Origin of the sequence: Isoptericola sp. NPDC057191 (assembly GCF_042670225.1) — a bacterium.
Taxonomy (GTDB): domain Bacteria; phylum Actinomycetota; class Actinomycetes; order Actinomycetales; family Cellulomonadaceae; genus Isoptericola.
In genome coordinates this window covers 1-18729 of record NZ_JBHUWC010000070.1, presented here as the reverse complement: position 1 = coordinate 18729, position 18729 = coordinate 1, and the positions used below count along the sequence as shown (strand labels likewise).

Sequence of the window (18729 nt, the reverse complement as noted above, 5' to 3'; positions counted from 1 at the left end):
CCGTCACCCGCCGTCGCGGGGGGCGGGGCGTCCGCCGTCTCAGGTGGTCGCCCGGGATAGGGTGACGACCGACCGTCTGACGCCTGTACGAGGAGAGATCTGATGTCGATGGGTGACGTGGCCGGGCTCATCGCGGCCGTCGCGTTCGTGCTGCTCGTGGGGCTGCTCGCGATCCCGCTGGTCAAGCTGGGCCGCGTGCTCGACGAGGCGACGCGCTCGATCCGCGAGGTCACGGAGCACTCCGTGCCGATCCTCGACGAGGCCGCCACCACCGTGGCGTCGACCAACGACCAGCTGGTCAAGGTCGACACGATCACCACGTCGGCCGCCCAGGTGAGCGAGAACGTGTCCGCGCTGGCGGGGCTGTACGCCTCCACGCTCGGCCGGCCGCTCGTCAAGGTCGCCGCGTTCTCCTACGGCGTGCGCCAGGCGTTCGCGGGGGCCTCTCGTGCGAGCAGGTCCGCGAAGGCGGGCCGGTGATGCGCCGGCTCTTCTGGGTCGGTGTCGGCGTCGCGGTCACCGTCGTCGTCGTGCGGCAGGGCCGGAAGCTCGTCGCGCAGTACGCCCCGGAGGCTGTGGTGGACCGCGCCGGGCGAGCAGCGCAGGACGCGGGGCAGCGGGCGGAGACGTTCGTCGCCACGTTCCGACGAGACTTCACGCAGGCCCGCACCGCGCGTGAGGCCGAGCTCACCGCCGCGCTGCTCGCCGAGGGGCAGCCCGCCCCCCAGGACGTGCGTGCCAGCGGTCTCAGCGCCGCCGACCTGCGCCGCGGCGGACCTGCCCGTCCAGGTCACCCTCGGCACGCCGCCGACCCGGACGCCGAGGTCGCCGCCGACGAGGCCGATCTCGGCTACTCATTCTGAGACGCGCTCGGCGAAATCTCGTACCGACCACCTCCGGCGCACGGGACAATAGCCACGGTCGCCCCCGACGGGCGGCCACGGAGCACGCCCGTCTCCATGCCTGACACCACCCGTTCCAGCCATACCGGCAAGACACTTTCGAGGGACACCATGCGCACCGCCGAGATCCGTAAGCGTTGGCTCGACTACTTCGAGTCGCAGGGGCACGCCGTCGTGCCGAGCGCTCCTCTGGTCTCGCCGGACCCGTCGATCCTCTTCACGATCGCCGGCATGGTGCCCTTCATCCCGTACATCCTGGGCACCGAGCCGGCGCCGTGGCCTCGCGTGGCCAGCGTGCAGAAGTGCCTGCGCACCAACGACATCGAGAACGTGGGCCGCACCACGCGGCACGGCACGTTCTTCCAGATGAACGGCAACTTCTCGTTCGGCGACTACTTCAAGCGCGAGGCGATCGACTTCGCCTGGGAGCTGCTGACGTCCGAGCAGGGCAAGGGCGGCTACGGGCTCGACGGCGACCGCCTGTGGGTCACGATCTGGGAGCAGGACGCGGAGGCGTACGAGGCGCTGACGAAGGGCGTCGGCCTGGACCCGAAGCACGTCGTGCGCCTGCCGCGGGAGGAGAACTTCTGGGACACGGGCCAGCCGGGCCCCGCCGGTCCGTGCGCCGAGTGGCACTACGACCGCGGACCGGCCTACGGCCCCGACGCCGTCGGCGGCACCGTGGACCCGGGCGGCGACCGCTACCTCGAGATCTGGAACCTCGTCTTCGACGAGTTCGTCCGGGGCGAGGGACAGGGCAAGAACTACCCGCTGCTGGGCGAGCTCGAGCACAAGAGCATCGACACGGGTGCGGGGCTGGAGCGCATCGCCTACCTGCTGCAGGGCAAGGAGAACCTCTACGAGATCGACGAGGTGTACCCCGTCATCGCTCGCGTGGAGGAGATGACGGGCAAGCGCTACGGCGCCGACCCCGAGGACGACGTGCGTATGCGCGTCATCGCGGACCACGTGCGTTCGTCGCTCATGGTGATCGGTGACGGCGTGCGCCCCTCGAACGAGGGTCGCGGCTACGTGCTGCGCCGCCTCATCCGTCGCGCGGTGCGTGCCGTGCGCCTCCTCGGCGTGGACGAGGTGGCGCTGCCCTCGCTGCTGCCCGTGTCGAAGGACGCGATGAAGGCCTCTTACCCGGAGCTCGAGGCGGAGTTCGGCCGCATCGGCGACGTCGCGTACGCCGAGGAGGACGCCTTCCGGCGCACCCTGGCGCAGGGCACGACTATCCTGGACACCGCCGTCGGCCGGGCGAAGTCCCGTGCGACGCAGGGCTCGGACGGTGCCACGCCGGTGCTCGGGGGCGCCGAGGCGTTCCAGCTGCACGACACCTACGGCTTCCCGATCGACCTGACGCTCGAGATGGCGGCGGAGCAGGGCGTCCAGGTGGACGAGAAGGCGTTCCGCGACCTCATGGCGGAGCAGAAGCAGCGCGCCCGCGCGGACGCGCTCGCGAAGAAGACGGGCCACGCCGACCTGCGCTCCTACGAGACCCTGAACAAGGAGCTCGCCGCACCGGTCGCGTTCCTCGGGTACACGGACACGGAGGCCGCGGTGACCGTCGCGGGCCTGCTGGTCGACGGCGTCCCTGCGCCTGCCGCGACCGCGCCCGCCGACGTCGAGGTCGTCCTCGACCGCACGCCGTTCTACGCGGAGGCCGGCGGCCAGCTCGCGGACCAGGGCACGATCGTGCTCGACGGCGGCGCGACCATCGAGGTGGACGACGTGCAGCGCCCCGTCAAGGGCCTGTCCGTGCACCGTGGCCGCCTCGTGGAGGGCACGGTCGCGCTCGGCGACCCGGGCCTCGCGACGATCGACGTGGCGCGCCGCGTCGCGATCAGCCGCGCCCACTCGGCCACGCACATGATCCACAAGGCGCTGCACGAGATGGTCGGCCCCGACCGCACCCAGGCCGGGTCGGAGAACGCCCCGAGCCGCGTGCGCTTCGACTTCCGTTCCCCGACCCCGGTCGCCTCGGAGGCCCTCGGCGAGATCGAGGAGCGGGTGAACGCCCGCCTGACCGAGAACCTCGAGGTCACGGACTCGACGATGCCGATCGAGCGCGCCCGCGAGCTCGGCGCGATGGCGCTGTTCGGCGAGAAGTACGGCGACACCGTGCGCGTCGTGTCCATCGGCGGCGACTGGTCGCGTGAGCTGTGCGGCGGCACCCACGTGAAGGCCACCGGCGAGGTGGGTCGCGTCGCGCTGCTCGGCGAGGCGTCCATCGGTTCCGGCGTGCGGCGCGTCGACGCCCTGGTGGGCGACGGGGCGTACGGCTTCCAGGCCAAGGAGCACGCCCTGGTGGGCCAGCTCACCGGTCTCCTCGGCGCCCGCCCGGACGAGCTGACCGACCGCGTGGGGTCGCTCCTGTCTCGTCTGAAGGAGACCGAGAAGGAGCTGGCCGGCCTGCGCCAGGACCGCCTCCTCGCGGTGGCGGGCACGCTCGCCGCGCAGGCGGAGCGTGTCGGCGCGGTGCGCGTCGTGGCGCACGACGCCGGCGAGGTGGCGTCGGCGGACGACCTGCGCGCCCTCGCGCTCGACGTGCGCGGACGTCTCGGCGAGGCGGAGCCGGCGCTGGTCGCGGTCGGTGGCGTCGCGGGCGGTCGTCCCCTCGTGGTCGTGGCGACCAACGCCGGTGCCCGCGAGGCGGGCCTGCGCGCGGGGGACTTCGTCAAGGCCGCGGCGACGGCGCTGGGCGGCGGGGGCGGCGGCAAGCCGGACCTGGCCCAGGGCGGCGGCTCCGACGCCTCCGCGCTGCCGGGCGCGCTCGCCGCGGTGGGCGACGGCGTCCGCGCGGCGCAGGCCACCGCGTGACGGTACCGGTGCCGCCGGGAGACGACGCGCCCCGCGGGCTGCCGCGGGGCGCGCGCCTCGGCGTCGACGTCGGCAAGGCCCGCATCGGCCTCGCCGGCAGCGACCCGGACGGCCTGGTCGCGACCCCGGTCGAGACCGTGCCGCGGGTGCTCGACGTGCCTGTCGGCTCCGAGGGCACGCCCGCGGTGACCGCGGACGTGGCCCGGATCGCCGCCGAGGTCGAGGACCGGTTCGCGGCGGTCGTGTACGTCGGGCTGCCCCGGCACCTGTCCGGGGCGGAGGGTGCCGCCACCGCGGACGCGCGCGAGTTCGCGACGCGGCTGGCCACCACGATCGCGCCTGTCGAGGTCCGCCTCGTGGACGAGCGGATGACCACCGTCACCGCGCACGCACAGCTGCGTTCGGCAGGGCGACGCACCAAGACACACCGGTCTGTCGTCGACCAGGCCGCAGCCGTTATCATTCTGCAATCTGCACTCGACGCGGAGCGGACGGCCGGGGGGCGTGCCGGCGAGCTCGTCGAGCTGCGGCCGCCGGGCGCCTGACCAGCCCGGACAGCAGCAGACCACCGTGCCCATCCCAGGCCCAGTCAGAAAGAAGTTCCCGGCGTGACGGACCTCTTCGAGCATCCCGCCCTGCAGGAGGCGCCTGCGGCACCCTCGCGGCGTCGCTCGGCCGCCGGCCGGCGGGCCGCCGCCAAGCGCAAGCGCCGGCGCCGCCAGCGCACGGCCGTGATCCTGGTCGTGGTGCTCGCGTTCGTCGGCGCCGGGGGCTACCTGCTGTGGGACCGGATGGACTCCCTCCTGGGGGACCTGCCTTTCGTCGGGTCGCAGAACGAGGACTACCCCGGCCCCGGCGGTGACCCCGTCGAGGTCGTCATCCCCGAGGGCGCGACCGGCGGCAAGATGGGCGCGGTGCTCCTGGACGCCGGGGTGGTGGCCAGCGTCGGGGCGTTCACGGACGCGTTCAGCGAGAACCCGGCCGCCGCGGGCATCCAGCCCGGCACCTACCAGCTCCAGGCCGAGATGAAGGCGTCGGACGCTGTCGCAGCGCTGGTGAAGAACGAGAAGCTGCAGACCAACGTGACCATCCCCGAGGGCTACACGGTCGCGCAGATCGTGGAGAAGGTCGCGTCCGTCACCACGATCACCAAGGACGAGCTCGAGCAGGCGCTCAAGTCCCCGAAGTCGTTCGGGCTGCCGAAGCAGGCGGACGGCAACGCCGAGGGGTGGCTCTTCCCGAAGACGTACAGCGTGCAGCCGGGCGACGACGCGACGTCGCTGCTGACGGCGATGGTCGACCAGACCTCCGCAGAGCTCGAGGCGGCGGGCGTCGCGAAGGCCGACTGGGAGGACACCCTCGTCAAGGCGTCCCTCGTCGAGCGGGAGGCCAAGCACGACGCGGACCGCCCCAAGATGGCCCGGGCGATCGAGAACCGGCTCGACCAGGGGATGCCGCTGCAGATCGACGCGACCAGCGCCTACGGCCTGAAGAAGCCGGGGACCGAGCTGACCTACGACGACATCCACGACCCCGACGACCCTTACTCCACGTACGCCCACGTCGGGCTCCCGCCCACGCCCATCTCGAACCCGGGTGCCGCGTCGATCGAGGCGGTCGGGCACCCCGCGGACGGGGACTGGCTCTTCTGGGTGACGGTGAACCTCGACACGGGCGAGACGAAGTTCTCGTCGACGAACGCGGAGCACGAGAAGTACGTCGCCGAGCTGAAGCAGTGGCAAGCGGAGAACGCCGGCTGACATGACCGTCTCCCGACGCGCGGCGGTGCTGGGCCACCCCGTGGCGCACTCGCTCTCGCCCGTGCTGCACACCGCCGCCTACGAGGCGCTCGGCCTGGACGGGTGGGAGTACACGGCGATCGACACGACCGTCGACGACCTGCCGGCGCTGGTGCGCGGGCTGGACCTCGGCTGGGCCGGGCTCAGCGTCACGATGCCGCTCAAGCAGGCGGTGATCGACCTCGTGGACCACGTCGACCCGCTCGCGGTGGCCGTCGGTGCCGTGAACACGGTGCTCGTCGGCCCCGCGCAGTGCGGCATCACGCTCACGGGCACCAACACCGACGTGTACGGGCTCGTCGCCGCCCTGCGCGAGGGCTTCGCGGCACAGGGCAGGGGAGGCGACGCCCGAGCCCGGAGCGCGGTCGTCCTCGGCGGCGGCGCCACGGCAGCCTCCACCCTCGCGGCGCTGGGCGAGCTGGGCTGCACGTCCCCACGCGTGCTGGTGCGGTCGCTGGGTCGCGCCACGACGCTCCAGGAGGCGGCCGCCCGCATGGGGGTCACCCCGCGCTTCGAGGTGCTCGACGCGTCCGCGTCGCTCGGGGCGCTGCGGGAGGCGGACGTCGTCGTGTCCACGATGCCGGCCTATGCCGCCGACCCGGTGGGCGCCGCGCTCTCCGCCCATGGCGGCGCTCCGACGGGCGTCCTGCTCGACGTCGTCTACGACCCGCGGCCCACCGCGCTCGCCATGGCCTGGGCCGCCGCCGGCGGCACGGTCGTCGGGGGCGAACGGATGCTGCTGCACCAGGCTGTCGAGCAGGTGCGCCTCATGACGGGGCGCCCGGCGCCGGTCGGCGCGATGGACGTGGCCCTGGCGGGAGCGCTGGCGGCACCGGCGTCCGCTTCCTGACCGCCGCACCGACCCCTGCCGCGGGCGTGGAAGAATCGCAGGCATGCTGCGCTGGATGACGTCGGGGGAGTCGCACGGTCCGTCACTCGTCGGGGTGCTGGAGGGCCTGCCGGCGGGGGTGGAGGTCGTGACCGACGACCTCCGGGCCGCCCTGGCGCGCCGGCGCCTGGGGTACGGGCGCGGCGCCCGCATGAAGTTCGAGCAGGACGAGGTCCGCGTGCTCGGTGGGCTGCGTCACGGCGTCACGCAGGGCGGACCGCTCGCGTTCGAGATCGGCAACACCGAGTGGCCGAGGTGGACCGAGGTGATGTCGCCGGACCCGGTCGAGCGCGAGGCGCTCCTCGTGGACGCCGGCACCGGTGACGAGCGCGAGATCGCGCGCAACCGCCCGCTCACGCGACCCCGCCCGGGCCACGCCGACCTCGTCGGGATGCGCAAGTACGGCTTCGACGACGCCCGTCCGGTCCTGGAGCGCGCCAGCGCCCGCGAGACCGCGACGCGCGTGGCGCTCGGTGTCGTCGCGGCGAGGTTCCTGGAGCAGGCGGTCGGCGTGCGGCTCGTGTCCCACGTCGTGGCGATCGGCCCGGTCGAGGTCCCGGAGGGGGCCGAGCTGCCCGAGCCCGGTGACGTCGCGGCGCTCGACGCGGACCCGGTGCGCTGCTTCGACGCCACGACGAGCGCCGCGATGGTGGCGGAGATCGACGAGTGCCGCAAGGACGGCGACACCCTGGGCGGTGTCGTCGAGGTGCTCGCCTACGACGTGCCCACCGGCCTCGGCAGCTACGTGCAGGGCGACCGCCGTCTCGACGCCCGCCTCGCGGGAGCGCTCATGGGCATCCAGGCGATCAAGGGGGTCGAGGTCGGCGACGGCTTCCGCACCGCGCGCCGCCGCGGCTCGGCCGCGCACGACGAGATCGAGCGCGGGGACGACGGGCACATCCACCGGCGGTCCAACCGCGCGGGCGGCATCGAGGGCGGCATGTCGAACGGCGAGGTGCTGCGCGTGCGCGCCGCGATGAAGCCGATCTCGACCGTGCCGCGCGCGCTGGCGACGGTCGACGTCGCGACGGGCGAGGCGGTCACCGCCCACCACCAGCGATCGGACGTCTGTGCCGTGCCGCCCGCTGCGGTGGTCGCCGAGGCGATGGTCGCGCTGGAGCTGGCGCAGGCCGTCGTGGAGAAGTTCGGCGGGGACTCCGTGGCCGAGGTGCGGCGCAACGCCGAGGCGTACCTGGGCGCGATCCCCGAGCTGCTGCGATGACGGCCGAGGTGCCCCGGGCGGTGCTGATCGGGCCGCCCGGCAGCGGCAAGACGACGATCGGCCGGCTGCTCGCGCAGCGGCTCGGCGTCGCGTTCCGCGACACGGACGCGGACGTGGAGGAGGTCGCCGGCAAGGCGGTCGCAGACATCTTCGTCGAGGACGGCGAGCCGCGGTTCCGCGAGCTGGAGCGCGAGGCCGTCACGACCGCGCTGGCGTCGCACCCGGGCGTGCTCGCGCTCGGTGGTGGTGCCGTCATGGACGAGCACACCCAGCGCGCGCTCGAGGGCTACGTCGCGTGCGGCGGCGTGGTCGTCTTCCTCGACGTCGCGCTCGCCCACGCCGCGCCCCGCGTCGGCTTCAACCAGTCCCGCCCGCTGCTGGTCGGCAACCCCCGTGCGCGGTGGGTCGAGCTGATGCAGCTGCGGCGGCCCACCTACGAGCGGCTCGCCACCGTGCACGTCCTCTCGGACGACCGGCCGCCCCAGGAGGTCGCGGCCCAGGTGCACGCGGGCGTCACATCGGCACAGGAGGTCCAGTCATGACGGTCCGGGTGACCGTGCAGGGCGCGCAGCCCTACGACGTCGTCGTCGGGCGGCATCTGCTCGGCGAGCTGCCGTCGCTGCTCGGCGGCGGGGTGCGCCGGGTGCTGGTGATGCACCCCGCGTCCCTCCAGACGACGGGTGAGGCGGTGCGCGAGGACCTCGTGGCCCAGGGCTACGAGGCGTTCGCCGTCGAGCTCCCCGACGCCGAGGAGCAGAAGACCGCGCAGGTGGCTGCGTTCTGCTGGCAGGTGCTCGGTCAGGCCGACTTCACGCGGTCGGACGCGATCGTCTCCGTGGGCGGCGGCGCGACGACGGATCTCGCGGGTTTCGTCGCCGCCACCTGGCTGCGTGGCATCAAGGTCGTGCACGTGCCCACCACCCTCCTGGCCATGGTGGACGCGGCCGTGGGCGGCAAGACCGGCATCAACACCGCCGAGGGCAAGAACCTCGTGGGCGCCTTCCACCCGCCCGCGGGGGTGCTGTGCGACCTCGCCGCCCTCGAGTCCCTGGACCGGTGGGACCTGGTCGCGGGCATGGCGGAGGTCGTCAAGACCGGCTTCATCGCCGACCCGCGGATCCTCGAGCTCGTGGAGGCCCACGCCGACGAGCTGCGGGAGTGGAAGGGCGCGGACGCGACCGACGAGACGTGGGCCGTGCTGGCCGAGCTCATCGAGCGGTCCGTGCGCGTCAAGGCCCGGGTCGTGGGGGAGGACCTCACGGAGCAGGGCCTGCGGGAGATCCTCAACTACGGCCACACCCTCGGCCACGCCGTCGAGCTGACGGAGCGGTACCAGTGGCGGCACGGCGCGGCCGTCGCGGTCGGCATGGTGTTCGCCGCCGAGCTCGCCCGCCTGGGCGGCAAGCTCGACGACGCGGTCGTCGACCGGCACCGGGCGATCCTGAGCTCCCTCGGCCTGCCGACCACGTACCGCGGCGACCGCTGGGACCAGCTCCTCGCGGCCATGCAGCGGGACAAGAAGACACGGGGCAACCTGTTGCGCTTCGTCGTGCTGGACGACGTCGCGAGGCCGACGCGTCTCGAGGGCCCTGACCCGACCCTGCTGGCCGCCGCCTACGCGGAGGTGTCGAAGGAGCCGCCGACGGGCCGGCCCGGGGTGACCGTCCAGCTCGGCCTCTAGCGAGCCGGGCGGGCGCCGTCGCGTTCGGCGTCCCACGCACGCACGACGGCACGGCAGGCGGCGGCGTGCGCGTCGTCGACCAGCAGCACGAGGTGGCCGTCGTGGTCGCTGTACAGGTGCTGCACGGGGACTTCTGCGTCGCCGAGCCGCCGCGCGAACGCGCCCATCTGCCCGGGGACGTCCTGGTCCAGGCGGGTCATGACGACGTCGCGCGTGGCGGCGGGGCCGAGCCCGGTCGCCGCGACGGCGGCCAGCGCGCGCGGACCGTCGTCGACGAGGAAGTGGGCGACGGTGCGGCCGGCCACGGTGGTCACGCCGCCGCCCTCCAGGCTGACCCCGGCGCGGCCGAGCGCCTCCCCGAGGTCTGCCAGGGCGCCGGGGCGTCCGGGGAGCGCGACCTCGAGGTCCTGCAGGGACGGGGGTGCGATCGTCGATGTGCTCATGCCGGGACGGTAGCCCGACGACGCTTCGGTGGGGGCCGAAGCGTGGCCGCCGTATCGTCGGCGCATGAGGACGACCGACGGCGGGACGACGGCGCGCGGGGGCGTCGGCCGGGACCGGGACTTCACCGGCGTGGGCAGGGCGCTGGCCGCTCCCGCACGGTCGGTGATGGTGGGGCTGCTCATGGACGGCACGGCGCGGCCCGCCGGTGAGCTGGCTCGGGCGGCCGGGGTGGGCGCGTCCGCCGCGTCCGAGCACCTGGCGGTCCTCGTCGACGCCGGGCTCGTCACGGCCCGTGCGCAGGGTCGCCACCGGTACTACGCCATCGCGGGGACGGAGACGGCCGACGCGCTCGAGGCTCTGGGCGCGCTGGCCGGGCCAGCACCGGTCGTGGGGCTGCGGCGCAGCCGGGAGGCGGAGCGCCTGGCGGGGGCCCGGTTCTGCTACGACCACCTCGCCGGCCGCCTGGGCGTGGGTCTGACCGAGGCCTGGCTGCGAGCCGGCTGGCTGGCCGAACCGCAGGTGCTCGTGCTGACCGGGGCGGGCCGGGCGGGTCTGCGTGGGGTGGGCGTCGACGTCGACGCCGCGGTGGGTGCCCGGCGTCCCACCACCCGGGCGTGCGTGGACTGGACCGAGCGGCGCGTGCACCTGGCCGGTGCGCTCGGGGCCGCCGTCGGGTCGCGGTTCCTCGACGCCGGGTGGGTGGTGCGGCGCGGCGCCGGGCGCGGGCTGGGTCTGACGCCGGAGGGCCGCACGCTCGTGCGCGAGGCGTGGGGCGTCGAGGTCGACGACGCCGCGCCGGTGGTGACGGCAGGGTCGGGCCGCGCCTGAGCCGCGCGGTCGGCGCTCCCTCGGGACGGCTCAGGCCCACTGCCCGCGGGCGACCAAGACCTCGCGCAGCAGGTCGGCACGGTCGGTGACGAGGCCGTCCACGCCGAGGTCGAGCAGCCGGTGCATCTCCTCCGGCGCGTCGACCGTCCAGACGTGCACCTGCCGTCCGGCCCGATGGGCGGCGGCGACGGTCACCGCGTCGACCACGCGCAGCCGGCCCTCGGCGACGGGCACCTGCAGGGCGTGCACGTCGCGCAGCGACCGCCGTACCCAGGGGTCCACCCGCAGCCGAGCGCCCGCGAGGAAGCCGGCCACCTCGCTCCGCCCGGCCGACGTCGCCACCGGCCGGGAGAGCAGAGGGAGGGTGGCGCGCCTGCGCCGCGCGTCGAACGACGTCACGCACACGCGGTCGTGCGCGGCGGTCCGCTCGATCGCCGCGGCCGTCGGCGCGATCCCGGAGTCCTCCTTGACGTCGATGTTGACCCGCAGCCCCGGCCACGTGCCGAGCACGTCGTCCAGGCGCGGCACCGGCTCCGTGCCGCCGATACGGGCGCGGCGGACCACGGACCACGGCAGGTCGGCGACCCGCCCGGACGCGTCGGTGGTGCGGTCGAGGGAGACGTCGTGCAGGGCCACGGCGACGCCGTCCGCGGTGCCGTGGGCGTCGGTCTCCACGTACCGGAATCCGAGGTCGACCGCGGCCGCGAACGCCGCCAACGAGTTCTCCAGGTTCGCCCGCCCGTGGGAGAAACCGCGGTGGGCCAGGGCGAGCACGCGCAGGGGCGACCCGTCCGGTCCGCGCGGGTCGAGGTACGGGTGCGGGGGCGCAGGTCTCACGGGTGCTCCTCAGAGGGGCGGCGGACGACGGCGGGCAGGCGCGCGTCGAGCCACCCGAGCACACCGTCCAGGTAGTGCCGACGTGGCCCGTCAGCGGAGAGAGCGAGGTCGTGCACGCCGCCCGCGACGACCAGCTGGCGCACGTCGCGGCCCACCCGTGGCGCCAGGGCTGCGATCCGGGCGACGTCGAGCACCGTGTCCTGGGCGTCCAGGCGCGGGTTGTCAGGGCGGTCTGGTCCGGAGGTGTCGCTGCGTGCCACGAGCACCGGGCAGGGCACCGCGAGGCCGCGGACGAGGCGCGCCTGGGCACGGCTGACGGTGCGCAGCCAACCCGCGCGCACCGGTTGTCCCGCCGGGCGCTTGAGCGTCGTGTCGAACGTCCACCGGCCGCCGTGGTCGGCGTGCTGGCGCTGCGCGTACACGGACGGGTTGGCGCTGACCACGGCGAGCGGCCGTCTCCGGCCCAGCACCTCCAGCACCGTGGCCCGGCCGGCGTCCTGCAGCCGTGTGCCGCCGAGGGAGAAGAACGGCGAGTCGAGCACGAGCAGGTCGGGGCCGTCGCCACGGTCGTCGCGCACGGCGTGGGACCACAGCGTCGCGGTGAGCCCGCCCGTGGAGTGCGCGTGCACCACCAGGGGCAGCCCCGGCTCGAGGGCGCGGACGCTTCCCGCCGCGGAGGTCAGGTCGGCGCCGGGCTCACGCAGGCTCGCGGCATAGTGCGGGGGCAGCGCGGACGGACCGGCGCGGCGGGCGTCGTCGAGCAGCGAGCGTCCCGCGCGACGCAGGTCGACGGCGTAGAACGCGAACCCCGCCGTGCGGAAGGCCCGTGCGAGGTGCGCCTGGAAGAAGTAGTCGTTGTAGCCGTGCACGTGCAGCACGGCGCCGCGGGGCCGGTCCGGGCGGGTGCGGGCCCGCACCAACGTGGCGGGGCCGAGCGGAGCCTCCTCGAACTCCGCGCCGAGCAGCCGGTCGGCGCGCCAGGCGAGGCCGGTGCCCGGGCCGCGGGGCGCGGCCCGGCGCGGCTCGAAGGAGGCGGCGTGCACGGCGCGATCGTAGCCGCGGGCGTGCCTGAGGGCGCGACGACAGGGACTGGGCACCGTCGTCGCGCCGCCCCCTCCCGCACGAGGCCCGCGTCCGGCAGACTGCGCCTCATGAGCGACCAGCCCGCCGCGCGGGAGCCCGCGGCCAGCCATGACGTCGAGCCGGACGCCGTGACCCCCGCCCCCTCGGGCGCGGACCCGGCCCCAACGGTGCCCCGGCGCCAGGTGGTGTCGTGGGCGCTGTGGGACTGGGCCACGCAGCCCTTCAACACCGTGATCGTCACGTTCGTCTTCACCGCGCAGTACCTCGTCAGCGACGACTTCCTGCAGCCCGAGGTGGCGGCCCTCGCCGAGACGGACCCGGCGCACGAGAGGGCGCTCGCCGGCCTCAGCAGCGGCCTCGGCCTGTGGATCACCCTCGGCGGCCTCCTGGTCGCGCTCCTCGCGCCCGTCCTGGGGCGCCGGGCCGACGTCGAGGGGCGGCGCAAGGCCTGGGTGGGCGGGGCCACCGTGGTCATGGTGGCCTGCATGGCCGCGTTGTTCGCGGTGCGCGCCGACCCTGTGTGGTTCGTGCTGGGCGCGGCGCTCGTGTCCCTCGGCAGCGTCGCGAGCGAGATCGCCGGGGTGAACTACAACGCGATGCTCGCGCAGGTGTCCACCCGGGCCACCGTGGGCCGGGTGTCCGGTCTCGGGTGGGGGCTGGGCTACCTGGGCGGGATCGTCGCCCTCCTGCTGGTCGCGGTCGCCCGGGCGGCCGACTGGTGGGGGATGCCCACCGACGACGGCCTTGACTACCGGGTCATCGCCGTCGGCTGCGCGCTGTGGACCGTCGCCTTCGCCTGGCCCCTGTTCCGCTACGTGCCCGAGGCACCCCCCGCCGCGGACCGGCCCCGGGTCGGCTTCTTCGCCGGCTACGTCGTCCTGGTGCGCGACGTCATCGCGCTCTACCGCGACGAGCGGCCCACGTTCTGGTTCCTCCTGGCGAGCGCCATCTATCGTGACGGCCTGTCCGCCGTGTTCACCTTCGGCACGATCATCGCGGCGGTGTCCTTCCACTTCGGTGACGACGCGGTCGTGGCCTTCGGCATCGCCGCGAACCTCCTCGCCGGACTGAGCACGATCCTGTCCGGCCGCCTCGACGACCGGTTCGGCCCGCGCGCCGTGATCATCGGCTCGCTCACGGGCCTGGTCGGGTGCGGGCTGGCCGTGGTCGCCCTGCACCCGCTCGGCGCCGTCGTGTTCTGGGTGGCCGGTCTCGCGCTGACCTGCTTCGTCGGCCCGGCGCAGGCCGCCTCCCGGTCGCTGCTCGCCCGCGTCGCCCCCGCCGGGCGCGAGTCCGAGATCTTCGGCCTCTACGCCACCACCGGCCGGGCGGTGTCCTTCCTCGCCCCGTCGGCGTGGACGATCATCATCGCGATCACGGGCGCGACCATCTGGGGCACCCTCGGCATCGTCCTCGTGATCCTCGTCGGCCTGCTGCTCATGCTCAAGGTGACGGTGGGGCTGCGCTCCGACGCCGACGCCCCACGGCCCTGAGCGCGGCCGCGACCGAGTCGAGGTCTGCCAGGGGCGCCAGGTGCCGCAGCTTCTCGGGGTTGATCACCCCGTCGATGCGCGCGATCCGCCCGTCCGCCACCTGCAGCGAGTACGTGCCGATCACACCACCGCCCACCGACTCGTCCGCATAGGCGATCATGCCGGGGCCGCCGTTGACGACCGCGAGCTCCAACCGCGCCGGCGCGCCCCGCCGGGCGAAGCCCGACAGCAACCGCGCCACCGCCACCCGCCCCGCCACAGGCCGGGACACCGCGAGCCCGACAGGCACGTTGCCACCACCGTCCCCCGTGAGCGCGACGTCGTCGGCGAGCAGCTCCAGCAGCGCCTCGACATCCCCCTCCTCGGTCGCCGCGATGAACCGCCGGACCAGCTCCTGCGCATGCGGGTCGGGCCGCCCCCCACGACCCTCGGACGCGACGTCCCGGTGCTCCGCCACCCGGCGCCGCGCCCGCGACGCGAGCTGCCGCGCCGCCAGCTCGGTCGTCCCGATCACCTGGGCCGACTCCCGGTGCGGATAGCCGAACACGTCGTGCAGCAGGAAGGCGGCCCGCTCCGACGGCGTGAGCATCTCCAGCAGCACCAGGAACGCCGTCGACAGGTCGTCCGCCAGCTCCGCGTGCGCCGCCGCCTCCCGCCCCGCGGACCCCGCGGCCACGACGTCGCCCACGAGCGGCTCCGGCACCCACTCGCCCACGTACGACTCACGCCGCACCCGGGCCGAGCGCAGCACGTCCAGAGCGAGGCGCGTCGCCACCGTGGTCGTGTACGCCGCCGGGTTGAGGACCTCGGCGTCCACGGCACCCGAGGGCGCCACCCGCAGCATGGCCTCCTGAGCCACGTCCTCCGCCTCCGTCACGCTGCCGAGCATCCGGTACGCCGCGCCGAACGCCACGCGCCGCAGGTCCTCGAGGTCGGTCGCCCTCCCCGAGGCGGGGCGAACGGCGGGGCGAACGGCAGGGCGGCGCGGCGAGCTGTCCGTGCGAGGCATGGGCCCATCCTCTCCGGGGGCGGCCCTCCCGCCCCCGTACTCCCGACGGCGCGGCGGGCGACGACGTGACGCACGCCGCCCACCGAACCGGCGGACCGAACCGGCCGACCGAGCTCGACCCGCCGGATGCGGCCCGGCCCCCCGGACCCCAGCATGGGCCCATGGGAGACGTCGAGGACTACCTGGCCACGCTGTCCGGTCCCGAGCACGACGCCGTCGCACGCGTCTACGACCGTGCGCGCACCCTCGTGCCCGACGTCGAGGAAGGACGCAGCTACGGCATGCCGGCGCTGCGCTACCGCGGCAGCCCCCTGGTGAGCGCGATGGTCACCCGCACCCACGTGGGCCTCTACCCGTTCAGCCCGGAGGTGGTCGCGGCGCTCGCGGGCGACCTCGGCGGGTTCCGGACGACGAAGGGCTCGGTCTCCTTCCAGCCGGACGCGCCGCTGCCGGACGACGTGGTGGACCGCCTCGTGCTCGCCCGCCGCGACGAGATCGACGCGCGGGCCCGGTGACCGCCCGCACCGCCTGGAGGGGACGCCCTAGACCGGGGGCACGTTGACGTTGCCCCGGAAGAGGTTCTGCGGGTCGTAGTGCCGCTTGATCTGCCGGAGCCGCTCCCACGTGGCACCGGGGTACGCGGCCCGGGCGGTGTCGATCCCGCCGTCGAGAGCAAAGTTCACGTAGGCGCCGTCGGCCTGCCGCAGCCGGCCGGCGAGCGCGTCGACCCACGACGCGTAGCCGCGCGCCGTCGCCGCGTCGGGACCCACGGCCGCGACGTTGCCGACCACCCGTGCGGCGCGGTGCGCGTACGCCGTCGCGTCGGACGGGACGGCGGCCACCGCGCCGCCGAGCACGCGCAGCTGCGCGGCGCGCATCATCGCGTCGGACGACGCGAGCTGTTCCACGAGGTGCGCGGCCGCGGCCTCGTCGACGCCGTCGGCGAAGAACGTGCGGCCGGTCGCGACCATCGGGCCGCCCGCGGGGCCGCCCTCGAGCAGGCTCGGGTACGCGGCGGGCCGCAGGCCGTCCAGCAGCGCGCCGCCTGCCCGCGCGGCGACGTCGCGCAGCGGGGCGAGGGCTGCCTCGGCGTCGTCGAGGGGGCCCGACCAGCAGGCGTTCGCCATGACGACGAGGCGCCCGTGCCACTCGGCGGGGATCATCGGCATCGGTGGGGCCGGCATCACCATGACGATGGCCGTGAGGCCCGCCGGGGCGGCGTCGGCCGCTGCGACGACGCCCGCGACGCTCTCGGGGGTCGCCGGCATGAGCAGCACGCCGCCGGTCACCTGGGAGACCTCGTGCAGGGCGAACCGGAACCGCGTGACGACGCCGAAGTTGCCTCCGCCGCCACGTAGCGCCCAGAACAGCTCCGGCTCGTGCTCGGCGTCCGTGTGGACCACCTCGCCGTCGGCGGTGACCACCTCCGCACCCACCAGGTTGTCGATCGTCATGCCGAGCGACCGGGACAGGAGCCCGACGCCGCCGCCGAGCGTGATCCCGCCGACGCCCACCGTGCCGGTGTCACCGAACGGTGTCGCGAGGCCGTGCTCGCCCGCAGCGCGCGAGTAGGCACCGGCGGTGATCCCGCCGCCTGCCCACGCCGTGCGTCCCTCGACGTCGAGCTCGAGGTGGTCGAGCGCCCGCAGGTCGAGGGTGACGGCGCCGTCGCCCGCGCCCAGGCCGTAGACCGAGTGGCCGCCCGAGCGGACCGAGACGTGCGCGCCGGCGTCACGCGCGAAGCGCACCGCGCGGGCCACGTCGGCCGTGTCGGCCGGGCGCACGATCGCGGCCGGCCGATGCTCCACGCCACCGGGCTCGATGCGGCGGGCTGCGGCGTAGCCCTCGTCGTCCGGCGAGACGACGAGCGAGTCGGCGCCGAGCGCCGTGCGCAGCGCGTCGGCCGAGACGGGGGAGGTGGGCGAGGCGGAGGGGACGGACATCAGGGCTCCCGGGGGCAGTGGGCGGGTGGTCGGACCGACCTGGCGGTCCGACGCTGCGGACGTGCGGGACGCGCGCACCGGTGGTGACCGTCCTGGGACGGAATCCTCATCGGCAGCGTCTCGCACGTCTGACGGGATGGCTGGGGAGGACGTGACCGCCTCCCTCGTCCCCATGCTCGGACCTGAACTAGGGTTGAGGTCAACGGGGAAGCTACGAACGGTGCCGGGAGGTGCGGGCGTGCCGGGTCAGGTCGTCGAGAAGGTCCCGTGGGACCACGTCGAGCTGTCGGTCGGAGAGGTCGCCGCCCGCAGCGGGGTCACGGTGTCCGCCCTGCACTTCTACGAGCGCCAGGGCCTGATCTTCAGCCGCCGGACCACGGGCAACCAGCGGCGCTACCGCCGCGACGTCCTGCGCCGGGTGGCGTTCATCCGGGTCTCGCAGCGGGTCGGCATCCCCCTCGCGCGGATCGGCGCCGCCCTGGACACCCTGCCCGCCGACCGCGCGCCCAACGTGCGCGACTGGGAGCGGCTGTCCACGGCGTGGCGGGCCGACCTGGACGTGCGCATCGAGCAGCTGGAGCACCTGCGGGACGATCTCACCGACTGCATCGGGTGCGGCTGCCTCTCGCTCAGCCGGTGCGTGCTGGCGAACCCGCACGACGCGCTCGGCGACGACGGCCCCGGTCCCCGCCGGCTCCTGGTGGCGCCGGCGGCGGACGACGACGGCCCCTGAGCGGGGCGGACGGCCGGGACACGCGGGTGACCGCCGCCGTACCCTCGGGGCCATGACACACGTCCTCGTCCTCAACGGTCCCAACCTCGGCCGGCTCGGCGTGCGCGAGCCGGAGATCTACGGTCACGCGTCCATGACGGACCTGGAGCGTGAGGCCGCGACGTGGGGGAGCGACCTGGGCGTCACGGTCGAGGTACGGCAGACGGACGACGAGGCCCGGCTGGTGGGGTGGCTGCACGAGGCGGTGGACTCGCGGGCCCACGTGGTGCTCAACCCGGCGGCGTTCACCCACTACAGCTATGCGCTGCGCGACGCGGCCGCCCAGGTCACCTCCTCGGGCCTGCTGCTGGTGGAGGTGCACCTGTCGAACCCGGCCTCGAGGGAGTCGTTCCGGCACTACTCGGTCGTGGCGGGCATCGCCACCGGGACGGTCGCGGGCTTCGGCTTCGACTCCTATCGTCTGGCGCTGTCCGCGCTGGCCCACAAGCTTCAGGGCTGAATTCCGCGTTCTCAAGCCCGTGGACTAGAGGCGAATCAGGCCTAGAGCCTTGATCTCATGCAAACAAGCGCCTAGCCTTGATTGATGATCGTGGTGACAGCTGACCAGCGGGGGAGCACCGGGGCGCCGGACCGTGTGCCGGAGGCCCTCGCGCTCGTCGCGTCCCGAGCCGGACGCGGGACAGGTGTCGTCCTGCCCTTCGACCGCACCGTGGGGGACGAGATCCAGGGGGTCCTCGCGGCCGACGACGACGGTGCCGCGCTGGCGGTCGACATCGTGCTCGACCTCGTGCGCGATGGCGGCTGGTCCGTCGGGGTCGGGCTCGGCGCCGTGGACCGTCCGCTGCCCGCGGCGTCGCGCGCCGCCTCCGGCCCGGCGTTCGTCCGGGCGCGCGCGGCCGTGGAGCGTGCGAAGCGCCGGGGCCGGGGGAGCGTCCCGCTCGCCGTCGTGGGCGAGGACGAGGAGCCGCGCGCCACGATCGCCGCCGACGCGCAGGCGCTGCTGCACCTGCTGGGCGCGGTCGTGGCGCGCCGGTCCGCCGCCG

General features: G+C 74.8%; 20 protein-coding genes. 15 read left to right on the top strand and 5 right to left on the bottom strand.

What is annotated here, in order from left to right; all coding sequences use genetic code 11:
- Window positions 1-102: 102 nt before the first annotated feature.
- The 9 genes from ACFT55_RS10900 to aroB all read left to right on the top strand — a co-directional run bounded on the left by ACFT55_RS10900 (window position 103) and on the right by aroB (window position 9316).
- Complete coding sequence (locus ACFT55_RS10900) at window positions 103-480, top strand: DUF948 domain-containing protein (protein WP_380243849.1); 378 nt, start codon at window positions 103-105, stop codon at window positions 478-480.
- Window positions 480-863, top strand: a complete 384-nt coding sequence (locus ACFT55_RS10895) for a hypothetical protein (protein ID WP_380243848.1) — start codon at window positions 480-482, stop codon at window positions 861-863. Before ACFT55_RS10900 ends, ACFT55_RS10895 begins: the two co-directional genes overlap by 1 nt.
- 150 nt (window positions 864-1013) lie before the next feature.
- Window positions 1014-3725 carry an alanine--tRNA ligase gene (gene alaS / locus ACFT55_RS10890; protein WP_380243847.1) on the top strand — a complete coding sequence of 904 codons (2712 nt, stop codon included), beginning with the start codon at window positions 1014-1016 and terminating at the stop codon, window positions 3723-3725.
- Window positions 3722-4270, top strand: coding sequence for a Holliday junction resolvase RuvX (gene ruvX / locus ACFT55_RS10885; RefSeq protein WP_380243846.1), 549 nt, complete (start codon window positions 3722-3724; stop codon window positions 4268-4270). Before alaS ends, ruvX begins: the two co-directional genes overlap by 4 nt.
- A gap of 63 nt (window positions 4271-4333) precedes the next feature.
- On the top strand, window positions 4334-5485 hold the full coding sequence (mltG, locus tag ACFT55_RS10880) for an endolytic transglycosylase MltG (RefSeq protein ID WP_380243845.1): 1152 nt from the start codon (window positions 4334-4336) through the stop codon (window positions 5483-5485).
- Window position 5486: 1 nt separating this feature from the next.
- On the top strand, window positions 5487-6374 hold the full coding sequence (locus ACFT55_RS10875; protein ID WP_380243844.1) for a shikimate dehydrogenase: 888 nt from the start codon (window positions 5487-5489) through the stop codon (window positions 6372-6374).
- Between the two features lie 43 nt (window positions 6375-6417).
- Window positions 6418-7635 (top strand): chorismate synthase, encoded by a 1218-nt coding sequence (gene aroC, locus ACFT55_RS10870; RefSeq protein ID WP_380243843.1) that lies wholly within the window; start codon window positions 6418-6420, stop codon window positions 7633-7635.
- The gene (locus ACFT55_RS10865; protein ID WP_380243842.1) at window positions 7632-8177 is read left to right on the top strand and encodes a shikimate kinase; all 546 of its coding nucleotides are present in this window, start codon (window positions 7632-7634) and stop codon (window positions 8175-8177) included. The genes aroC and ACFT55_RS10865 overlap by 4 nt, the downstream gene beginning before the upstream one ends.
- Window positions 8174-9316 (top strand): 3-dehydroquinate synthase, encoded by a 1143-nt coding sequence (gene aroB, locus ACFT55_RS10860; RefSeq protein ID WP_380243841.1) that lies wholly within the window; start codon window positions 8174-8176, stop codon window positions 9314-9316. Before ACFT55_RS10865 ends, aroB begins: the two co-directional genes overlap by 4 nt.
- Here the strand turns inward: aroB and ACFT55_RS10855 are convergent.
- Entirely contained in the window at window positions 9313-9759 is a 447-nt protein-coding gene (locus ACFT55_RS10855) for a hypothetical protein (RefSeq protein ID WP_380243840.1), read from the bottom strand. The genes aroB and ACFT55_RS10855 overlap by 4 nt on opposite strands.
- 64 nt (window positions 9760-9823) lie before the next feature.
- On the opposite strand from ACFT55_RS10855, the gene ACFT55_RS10850 reads away from it, so the two are divergent.
- Window positions 9824-10588 carry an ArsR/SmtB family transcription factor gene (locus ACFT55_RS10850; protein ID WP_380243839.1) on the top strand — a complete coding sequence of 255 codons (765 nt, stop codon included), beginning with the start codon at window positions 9824-9826 and terminating at the stop codon, window positions 10586-10588.
- 30 nt (window positions 10589-10618) lie between these two features.
- On the opposite strand, the gene ACFT55_RS10845 is transcribed toward ACFT55_RS10850, so the two are convergent.
- Both ACFT55_RS10845 and ACFT55_RS10840 read right to left on the bottom strand, forming a co-directional pair.
- A complete protein-coding gene (locus tag ACFT55_RS10845) occupies window positions 10619-11425 on the bottom strand; it encodes a glycerophosphodiester phosphodiesterase family protein (protein WP_380243838.1) in 807 nt (268 codons plus the stop codon).
- Complete coding sequence (locus tag ACFT55_RS10840; RefSeq protein WP_380243837.1) at window positions 11422-12468, bottom strand: alpha/beta hydrolase; 1047 nt, start codon at window positions 12466-12468, stop codon at window positions 11422-11424. The genes ACFT55_RS10845 and ACFT55_RS10840 overlap by 4 nt, the downstream gene beginning before the upstream one ends.
- Window positions 12469-12576: 108 nt before the next feature.
- Here ACFT55_RS10840 and ACFT55_RS10835 point away from each other — a divergent pair, with 108 nt between their 5' ends.
- Window positions 12577-14001, top strand: a complete 1425-nt coding sequence (locus ACFT55_RS10835) for an MFS transporter (protein WP_380243836.1) — start codon at window positions 12577-12579, stop codon at window positions 13999-14001.
- Here ACFT55_RS10835 and sigJ read toward each other — a convergent pair.
- On the bottom strand, window positions 13952-15010 hold the full coding sequence (gene sigJ, locus ACFT55_RS10830) for an RNA polymerase sigma factor SigJ (RefSeq protein WP_380243835.1): 1059 nt from the start codon (window positions 15008-15010) through the stop codon (window positions 13952-13954). The genes ACFT55_RS10835 and sigJ overlap by 50 nt on opposite strands.
- 161 nt (window positions 15011-15171) lie before the next feature.
- Between sigJ and ACFT55_RS10825 the strand changes: the two genes are divergently transcribed.
- Window positions 15172-15525: an iron chaperone gene (locus ACFT55_RS10825; RefSeq protein WP_380243834.1), complete on the top strand. Its 354-nt coding sequence runs from the start codon at window positions 15172-15174 to the stop codon at window positions 15523-15525.
- 27 nt (window positions 15526-15552) lie between these two features.
- Here the strand turns inward: ACFT55_RS10825 and ACFT55_RS10820 are convergent, their stop codons facing one another.
- Window positions 15553-16953 carry an FAD-binding oxidoreductase gene (locus tag ACFT55_RS10820; protein ID WP_380243833.1) on the bottom strand — a complete coding sequence of 467 codons (1401 nt, stop codon included), beginning with the start codon at window positions 16951-16953 and terminating at the stop codon, window positions 15553-15555.
- A gap of 238 nt (window positions 16954-17191) precedes the next feature.
- Here ACFT55_RS10820 and soxR point away from each other — a divergent pair, with 238 nt between their 5' ends.
- The 3 genes from soxR to ACFT55_RS10805 all read left to right on the top strand — a co-directional run.
- Window positions 17192-17686: a redox-sensitive transcriptional activator SoxR gene (gene soxR, locus ACFT55_RS10815; RefSeq protein ID WP_380243832.1), complete on the top strand. Its 495-nt coding sequence runs from the start codon at window positions 17192-17194 to the stop codon at window positions 17684-17686.
- A 52-nt stretch (window positions 17687-17738) separates the two neighbouring features.
- Window positions 17739-18185, top strand: coding sequence for a type II 3-dehydroquinate dehydratase (locus ACFT55_RS10810; protein WP_380243831.1), 447 nt, complete (start codon window positions 17739-17741; stop codon window positions 18183-18185).
- 84 nt (window positions 18186-18269) lie between these two features.
- Window positions 18270-18729 (top strand): hypothetical protein (locus ACFT55_RS10805; protein ID WP_380243830.1); only part of this gene is annotated, 460 nt, incomplete at its 3' end.